Here is an 8,569-nt window from a genome sequence, read left to right as displayed (position 1 = left end):
TATTTATCTTATCAGGAGGTTATTTGTTTATCTGCGCGATAATAAATTATTTTTATACTACGTGTGGGGATATGTTCTATTGTTATTTTAATATATAACTTACACCCCATAAATTCACGCCCATGCCGGGCGTACACAATTAATTCAACGTGGACGGGCGTTACATTGCCGCTGAATTTTCAGTTGGGGTTTTATTAATCAATCATGTTAACTGGCTTTACCCACTTTGAACGCCCGCCAGTTAATTTGTTAGCGCTTTTTTACAATAGGAAAATAAAGGGACAGTAGGAAACAACGGTGTCCAAAATTTCCGATCAAAAGACAGCATAAATCTGCTTTAACGAGCCCATAGCCTCTACCCATGAAGTGCTTGAGAATAAGTTGTTGCGTATCCATCGGATAAATTCTACTGACTGTTGAGTTGGTCCTCTGGCCGTTGTGAGAAAGAACGGTAATTTGTCTTTCTTGATTTTGACTTTGGCCAGGGTTTCTTCAAGCCTCTTTTTACGTCTGTTATTTTCAATTTTATTTTCAGCGCCTTCTTGTTTGAGGTATTCTTCAAACATCTATATTAAATTATGGGCAATGCAAATAAATCATATCGGGTATCGCAAGCTATTGAGTTTCTATAAATATTGATGTTGCTGGAATTGGATTGAGGTTTTTTTCTGCTAACTCATTGAACTTCATAATCTTACCTCCTATAAGGACAACAATGCGAGACATTATAAATAAATACTTGAAAAAGAAAGCCAGCACCATTTTAATAAGTCTCTTTCTAAATGGATGTGCTACAATGGCATTATGGGATGGTAAAAATTCTACTGATTATCGCGCCATTGAAGCGATTGCAGGAGAAGCTGATCAAATTTACATGGCTTTTGATAGAAAGGGGCATTGGGGTCTTTAAATACTATTTCCGGTGTTAAATATATTCAGGAGATTACAGAAGATAATTTTAAATATAAAAAAGGGCAAAGATGGTTCTTCTTCATTTTTTAAGTTAGGATGTAAGATGAAAATATATCTGGAACGCTAAGGATATAATTTCCAGATGTCTGATATGGTTACATTGATAGCAGATTAATATTGCCTAAATTCTTATCAATACTTTTTCCACTATATAGGGAGAACGCTATGAACGGCTTGTTTTCGATCGGAGATACAGCCCCGGATTTTTCTTTTGAGACCCTTTGGAATGGAAATAATAGTTTTTACAATATGCTTGAACAAAGCAAAGTTTTTTTATTGTTTCTAAGATATATCGGCTGTCCACTATGCCGGATAAAAATCGATGAGCTGATCCGGGATTTGGATCAGTTTGAAGCACACGGAGTAAGGCCTGTAGCTGTTTTGCAGAGCGCACCGGAAGTAATGAGAGATCAGAAAGAGCAGAAAGAAATACCATTAACCGTCGTCTGTGATCCTAAAGCGGAGATTTTTGAACAATACGGTGTCAAGGTTGGGTCTATTTTTCGTTATTTAACACCAAGTGTTATTAGAAAAGGGCTGGCTTCTAATAAACTGGGATATGGGCATGGTAAATACGAAGGTCGGGAGAAACAGTTGCCAGCGGTTTTTCTGGTGGATACCGATAGAATCATCCGCTATGCCTACTATGGGAAAAATGTGGGTGATGTACCTGAAAATTCTACTCTGTTGAAGATAATTTCCTAATTAAAATATGCAGAATCGACTCGCCAAGATAGATATTGTTTTGACGCTTACTCTTATTGTTACCTACATCCCGTTAGGTCTTTGGATTGAATGGGCGAAACAGCAATATCCGTTTGGAATTATCATGTTTTTAATAGGGGTTATTTTTGTTGTTTTTGAAAGTATAAAGCTATGCTCTCCACTAATTGGCTCTATTCAAGGAGCATTGGTGCCTTTATTAATTCTTGGCCCATCATTATTTATACAGCCTGCTTATGCTGAGGAATATGCAAGCCTCATTGCCCTGGTTCCTATCGGCTGTGTATTTGGTTTCTTGGTGTCATCTCATTGCCTGTTTAAAAGGAAAGGGTTCGACGGATTACCATCAAAGATCAAGTTTTGGATTAAAATAAATCCTCCTTGGATACCATTCGCAATTCTCCTAATATTGTGGCTCATTCAATCCCATTTCATGTACCCATATAGTGAAACAACCGCTTCAGTTAGGTTTGTTCTCAGCCTCTTTATAGCTTCTTCCTTTTTATTCATTGTATACAGAAATATTAATGATAACATTAAAAATAGACCAAAGATATTTTATGACCTTGCGAAACTTCCCCTTTTGATAATCATATCTCATATTATACTGCTTATTTCTGGAAAAACATACAATTCAGAAGGAGGATGGTGGATTCTTTATAGTTTAATCATTTTTTGCCCACTGCTATCAATACCTTCGATTATAATTGGATTGATTATCAAACGTACTCAAAGAAATCGAGTTGATTAGTATAGGACAATATAAAGATGTCGAAAGTTTCTCGTCAAAAAGTATCAGACACTATTTGTCCTATCAACTGAGTGCACTTGGTTGGTCAGGGGCACAGCGGTTATAAAAAGGTATTGCAGTTAAAATTATTCATGCCTTGCTTATATCGAGCAAACTGATACCTGCCCACCATTGACTCAGGGCATTATCTTGAACATGAAGAAAAAGAGACAGGCGAATTATGCTTGCTTTCAGGATTTTTTTTAACTCTGGAAAAGGCGGTTCCTGGCGCCTATGTTGCACCAGCACTTAATATCGGTCTTGATCTTGAAGAAAAGCCTCAATAAGCTTTGAGGAACTTATAATCAAGGTCTCATAAGCGAGGCCGTTTATGAATCAAGGCAAAAGGAACTTTCTGAAAATATGCTTTCCAAATAAGGTAAGAATCAGGTGTAACTCTTTAACCCCAAATGATTTAGAAGTAGATCTCGCTTAAGGATTTTCATGCAGGCCCTATTATTCCTTTATCAAGAAGTCGGTTCTCCCAGATAGCGAAATAAAATATCCTGCCAGAAAGCTGCCGCCGAATTGTTCCTGGTTTTTCTTCCTTTCAAAAAACCAGACCAAAAGTCCTACAACAAATATTAACAGGACAAACGCCAGAATAATTTCCAGAAAAGCCTGGGTAGTAACGTCTATGCTTTTATGCGTTTCTCAAATAGACGGTAATTTACTGCCCCATTTTTGAAACCATATCATCCAACAAGGCAGTTGAGCAGGGGAGCTGCTCAACTGCTTGTTGGCCTCTTGAAATTGACAAGACCCTATCGATCATGATAATGTATTACAAAAACCAAACCGATCGAGGTGCAATCATGCAAACAGTAACAGTTTCTCCAAAATTTCAGGTGGTTATTCCTAAGTTAATCCGTGAAACTATGCGACTACGCCCTGGGCAAAAATTAACAGTCATTGAGTATGAAGGAAGAATCGAATTAATTCCTGACAAAGATATTTCAGATCTCCGTGGATTTATAAAAGGAATTGATACAGAATTCGAGCGTGAAAGTGACCGCTTATGAACATTGTCGATTCGTCTGGTTGGCTGGAATACTTTTCTGGTGGGCCTAATGCAACACAATTTTCTATGCCTTTAGAAGACGTTTCATCCCTAATTGTCCCTATCATTACCATATATGAAGTATTTAAAGTCGTTTTACGTGAAGCCGGAGAGAATGAGGCGTTGCAATCAGTAGCTGCAATGCAAAAAGGAAAAGTAATCGAACTTAGCATAAGCCTATCTTTAAGTGCTGCCAAGCTGAGTCTAATACATAAATTGCCGATGGCGGATAGCATAATTTTTGCCACTGCAAAATCATATCAATGTGACATATGGACATTGGACACCCATTTTAAGGATCTACCAGGAGTAAAATATTTTCCAAAACATGCCCAGGCCAACAAGGGCGTTGAGTAGGACGCTCGTATCGCGCCTTTCAAATAAAGAAATGGGGTCACCCATTAAAGGGTTCGTCAAGAGAAAAAACACCCCCTATTAAAAAAGATGGGCTCTTTTTTAAATGACGGTAGTATCGGGGACGTATGCAACTTGTAAACTTATTTATAGCAAATACGACAACCGAAGCGTGTCTGAAAATACTGGCGGCAATAGATTTAAAAGAATATCCAACGGGAATCAAGGTGTCTGACAAAATAATGAAATCGCTGATAATGTAGAAAAATGACTTTCATGGGGAGTTAAACTATACCGTCAGTCCAAATAGAAACTGATGAGCCAGTTTCAAAACGCCCCATTTTAGCCGATCTCTGCGTTGGGCTCAAATTTCGCACGAAGTGACACGTAGTGAAGCATAGCGCTAACCATTAGCGCTATCCTCGAAATACTAAATGTATTCCTGCGGTTGAAATTTTCTTCCGCCTTGAGCTTAACCAAACTGAAACGTTTTGAAAGTGGCTCATAAGTATGATTTTTATTGTAACGGCTGTCCCTCTTTTTTACTTACCCCCTTTTTAACCGAAAGGATATTGCTTATGGATCAGGCAATCACCATTATTTATTTGTTGTGTGTCCTCGCGATCGGAGTCTGGGCAGGAAAAGGCGTAAAAAACCTGACACATTTTTCTGTGTCTGATCGTTCATTCGGTACCTGGGTTATTTTCGCAACCATTTCCGCCTCATTTATTGGCGGCGGCTTTTCCATGGGAAATGCTGAGAAAGTATTCATTTTCGGTATTGTAAATATCTTTGCTTTGTGGGGATTCAGTCTCAAGGAAATCCTGGTTGCGACCCTGATCGCGCCAAAAATGGGAAAATATCCTGATGCGATTTCCGTTGGCGACATCATGTATGAAAACTATGGCAAAAGCGGTAAAATAATAACCGGTATAATGTCTGTTGCAGTGTGCGCAGGGATTCTCGGGGCACAGGTAGGCGCAATGGGCTATATATTTAATGTTTTTATGGGCATTCCGCGTATGTACGGTATACTTATCGGGTGCGGTATTGTTATTGTCTATTCAACTGTTGGCGGAATGCGTGCTGTTGTTTTTACAGATGTTTTTCAATTTATTATACTGTCAATTGGAATTCCCCTGACACTGATTTTCGGAATTCACTATGCAGGCGGCTGGGCAGCGGTTAAAAGTGCTGTTCCTGCAACACACTTTTCTTTTCTTGGAACAGGCAGGACATTTTTACAACTTTCAGTTCTTTTTATGTCCTTTCTTTTTGGGGAAACCCTGGTGCCTCCTTATGTGCAAAGGCTTTTTCTTTCAAAAGAATCAAAGCATACAGCCAAAGGTATTTTGTGGAGCGGACTATTTTCTTTTCCCTTTTTCGCGATTACAGGTTTAATTGGAATTGTTGCATTGGTTATAAAACCTGATCTGGATCCTAATCTTTCCATGCCATTTGTAATTAATACCGTTCTGCCAATCGGGCTTAAAGGGATTGTAATTGCAGGAGTTATTTCCATTGTTATGTCTTCTGCAGATTCGTTTCTGAATGCCGCAGCAGTTGCTTTTGTTAATGACATTGTGAAACCTTTAAGTAAAAATCACAATTCGTCATCGGAACTGCTACAGGTACGCTCAGTTAATGTTCTGACAGGTATTATCGCAATTGTTTTTGCGGTAAAGATTAAAAGCGTTCTTGACATACTTCTTTATTCATATAATTTCTGGTCACCCATAGTGCTTGCGCCCCTGACACTTGCCATCCTTGGTTATAAAACAAAAACAAAGCATTTTATAGCCGGTGCCATAGCCGGTGTTATTGGTGTTATTGTCTGGAATTTTATTTTGGATAATCCGGCAGGATTGGACGGACTTATTATAGGCCTGTTCTGCAACTTCATTGTAATACTTATCTATTATAATATTTCCAGAAAATAGTATTTTGCCATCCCGAAATCCAGACATAGGGGTTATAGGCTTTGGGGTCTGACCGAAAGCGCCGGTAAAAGCCTGTAAAAAATAGGATTAACTATCACATTGCAACCTAAAGAAATCCTACAGATTGAGTGGAAAATGAGCTTCCCGGTTTTTATATTGCAATTAAACACTCTTTTTAGTATATTCGTAACAAAATATAACTCAACAACCTGAAAAGAGAATTTCATGAAATACAAAACAAATCCAAATATAATTTTTAATTTAACCATTATTTTGCTGTTTCTTTTATCATTTACAGCAATAGATATGACTTTTGCCGGGCAAACAATAGATGAAGTCCGGAAAAAGTGGATAGGAGTAAATATTAACAAACTTGTTGAAAAGCATGGTTATCCTGACCGTTCAATTACTGCTCCAAACGGAAATACAGTATATATTGTCATTAAAAACATTAAAAAATTTTATCCTGTTCCGGTTTTAAGACAGCCCCAACGCAAGGATATTGATATTTATAATACCAAAACAGGGGCATACTCTTACGGTACAAGCACATCCGATGGGGGGTTGACGATTGAACATCAAATCAAAAAAACAGAATGCGCGGGATATTTCGAGGTTAACAAAGATAATATTATTATTAATATAAAATTTAAAGGGGATAACTGCCCCCAATAATTTATAACGCCCGACAATCTAAATTTACCTGATAATTTACCGTTTGTTTAAATCTTTACTACTTGAGCCACTTTCAAAACGTTTCAGTTTGGTCAAGGTCAAGGCGGGTGAAAATTTTAACCACAGGAATACATTTAGTATTTCGAGGATAGCGCTAAAGCTTCACTTCGTGCGAAATTTTCACCCAACGTAGAGATCGGCCAAAATGGGACGTTTTGAAACTGGCTCACCTGTTCATACTTCCCTGAATATAGCCTTCAATATCCATTGTAACGTATAAATAACCTGCCTTTTTTATTGTTTTGATGATTGCTTCCATATTTTCTTTGCTTAATATCTTTTTAAAATCTTTAGGAGGCACCTCGATTCTTGCAAGATCGCCATGATGACGGACACGGCAGGTGCTAAAACCAAGATCGATTAAAGCATTTTCTGCATCTTCAATCTTATTTAAAATTTCGGCTGTAATACTTGTCCCATATGGTATTCTTGTAGCAAGACATGCCATTGCAGGTTTATTCCATGTTTCAAGATTCATGTTTTTTGAAAGCTGGCGTATATCCTTTTTTGAAAGCCCGGCATCTATCAGGGGAGCTGCAATTTTTGACTCTGAAGCGGCTGAAAAACCGGGACGGAAGTCATTGAGATCATCAACATTTGCACCATGAACCAGATCTTTTACTCCTGATTTTACCGCATACTCAAGCATCTTCGGAAAAAGAATTTTCTTGCATACATAACATCTGTTTCTGTTGTTTGCTATAAATTCCGGAAGACTCATCTCGTCCGATTTAATGATTACATGCCTGATCTTACGACTTGCTGCAAATTTTTGTGCAAATTTAATTTCTCTTGCCGGATGAACCGGTGATATGGCTGTAATAGCAAAAACTTTCTTACCCATAACTTTATGTGACAAAGCAAGCAAATAGGAGCTGTCAACACCTCCTGAAAAGGCAATCGCAAGTGAATCATAATTTTTTAAAATTGAAATCAGCCGTTCTTTTTTTTCTTCGATATTACCGCAATTAAGGGTTTTACTGGTCATTGCTATATAGCTCTCCATACCTGGTATAATGTTTGTTTTTCATATATTTCGTATTATAACTCAATAAGTATCATGAACAAACTTATTTTATTTCTTCATTCGGTATGTTACTCTAAAAACTATAATGTTTTATGCTTTTTTAACTTTCCGAAAGATGTTTACAAAATATGGAATATAAATTAAGATAAGCCCTCAAAAATCCGGAGCTTTGCATAATATCCGATCTAATATCATATCGGGGCAGGGTAATTAATCCTAAAGGTGTATCTTTTATGAAAAAGACAACAATGTTAACTATAGCTTTAATCGTTGCAGCCTTAATTTCTATAACCTTAATGGCAAGCCGTTTAAACACAGATAATTACTTTATAGAATATAAGCAGGGAGCAATAGAAATATGGAAGGGAAGATTCTCTCCTCTCGGCAGAGAACTTTTTATTGTCATGCCCGGAGCGGAAGCCCCGAACCCTTTAAAAGAGGTGTATACACGTGAAGAAGTTTTTCCGTTAATAGCAAAATATTACATTGAGAAGGCTGATGCAGTAATGGACGTGCCGGGTCTCCCCGACTTTGAAGGAATGAGAACTTATTTGAACAAGTCTTTATCTTTTGCAATTAACGACGATCTTATGCAGCAGGCCAATGCCCGTTTAAATAAAATAGACAGAATGGTGCTTATTTATAAAGGGGATATAGCTTTAAATAAAGATACACTTACTGAGTTGAAAACCGCTCATGAATATTTAAAAAGAGCAATGTTACTTGGCCCTGATGAGATAGAATCAGATCTGATAAAGCGAAAAATAGATTTTATAATAGGTCGAATGGCCTTTCTCAAGGCGGGTTTGGAAATAAGTCCGGAAAACCGGGATATACCGTCCCAGGAAATACCGTTATCTGATACTACGTTACCCGAGACTACGTCACAGGATATCACTCCCCCATCATACCCGGATAACTCGTCTCCTGATATCTCACAATAGGATATCGTGCCAAATAAATAATTT

The 8,569-nt window shown here is 37.7% G+C and carries 11 protein-coding genes; 9 read left to right on the top strand and 2 right to left on the bottom strand.

What is annotated here, in order from left to right; all coding sequences use genetic code 11:
• Positions 1-314 precede the first annotated feature (314 nt).
• The gene (locus KKC46_17480; protein MBU1055592.1) at positions 315-566 is read right to left on the bottom strand and encodes a hypothetical protein; all 252 of its coding nucleotides are present in this window, start codon (positions 564-566) and stop codon (positions 315-317) included.
• A gap of 149 nt (positions 567-715) precedes the next feature.
• Here KKC46_17480 and KKC46_17475 point away from each other — a divergent pair, with 149 nt between their 5' ends.
• The 8 genes from KKC46_17475 to KKC46_17440 all read left to right on the top strand — a co-directional run bounded on the left by KKC46_17475 (position 716) and on the right by KKC46_17440 (position 6,514).
• Positions 716-910 (top strand): hypothetical protein, encoded by a 195-nt coding sequence (locus tag KKC46_17475; GenBank protein ID MBU1055591.1) that lies wholly within the window; start codon positions 716-718, stop codon positions 908-910.
• 227 nt (positions 911-1,137) lie between these two features.
• Positions 1,138-1,677 carry an AhpC/TSA family protein gene (locus KKC46_17470; protein ID MBU1055590.1) on the top strand — a complete coding sequence of 180 codons (540 nt, stop codon included), beginning with the start codon at positions 1,138-1,140 and terminating at the stop codon, positions 1,675-1,677.
• 40 nt (positions 1,678-1,717) lie between these two features.
• Positions 1,718-2,446, top strand: coding sequence for a hypothetical protein (locus tag KKC46_17465; protein ID MBU1055589.1), 729 nt, complete (start codon positions 1,718-1,720; stop codon positions 2,444-2,446).
• Between the two features lie 854 nt (positions 2,447-3,300).
• Entirely contained in the window at positions 3,301-3,507 is a 207-nt protein-coding gene (locus KKC46_17460; protein MBU1055588.1) for an AbrB/MazE/SpoVT family DNA-binding domain-containing protein, read from the top strand.
• A complete protein-coding gene (locus KKC46_17455) occupies positions 3,504-3,902 on the top strand; it encodes a type II toxin-antitoxin system VapC family toxin (protein MBU1055587.1) in 399 nt (132 codons plus the stop codon). Before KKC46_17460 ends, KKC46_17455 begins: the two co-directional genes overlap by 4 nt.
• A gap of 125 nt (positions 3,903-4,027) precedes the next feature.
• Positions 4,028-4,162: a hypothetical protein gene (locus KKC46_17450; protein MBU1055586.1), complete on the top strand. Its 135-nt coding sequence runs from the start codon at positions 4,028-4,030 to the stop codon at positions 4,160-4,162.
• 315 nt (positions 4,163-4,477) lie between these two features.
• Positions 4,478-5,839: a sodium:solute symporter family protein gene (locus tag KKC46_17445; GenBank protein ID MBU1055585.1), complete on the top strand. Its 1,362-nt coding sequence runs from the start codon at positions 4,478-4,480 to the stop codon at positions 5,837-5,839.
• A 225-nt stretch (positions 5,840-6,064) separates the two neighbouring features.
• Complete coding sequence (locus KKC46_17440) at positions 6,065-6,514, top strand: hypothetical protein (protein ID MBU1055584.1); 450 nt, start codon at positions 6,065-6,067, stop codon at positions 6,512-6,514.
• Positions 6,515-6,740: 226 nt separating this feature from the next.
• On the opposite strand, the gene larE is transcribed toward KKC46_17440, so the two are convergent.
• Positions 6,741-7,562: an ATP-dependent sacrificial sulfur transferase LarE gene (gene larE, locus KKC46_17435; GenBank protein ID MBU1055583.1), complete on the bottom strand. Its 822-nt coding sequence runs from the start codon at positions 7,560-7,562 to the stop codon at positions 6,741-6,743.
• Between the two features lie 272 nt (positions 7,563-7,834).
• On the opposite strand from larE, the gene KKC46_17430 reads away from it, so the two are divergent.
• A complete protein-coding gene (locus KKC46_17430; protein MBU1055582.1) occupies positions 7,835-8,545 on the top strand; it encodes a hypothetical protein in 711 nt (236 codons plus the stop codon).
• Positions 8,546-8,569 lie beyond the last annotated feature (24 nt).

Source organism: Pseudomonadota bacterium (genome assembly GCA_018817425.1).
In the GTDB taxonomy this organism is placed as follows: domain Bacteria; phylum Desulfobacterota; class Desulfobacteria; order Desulfobacterales; family RPRI01; genus RPRI01.
Note: the sequence above shows the minus strand (reverse complement) of the source record. Positions and strands in the feature narration are given on the sequence as shown.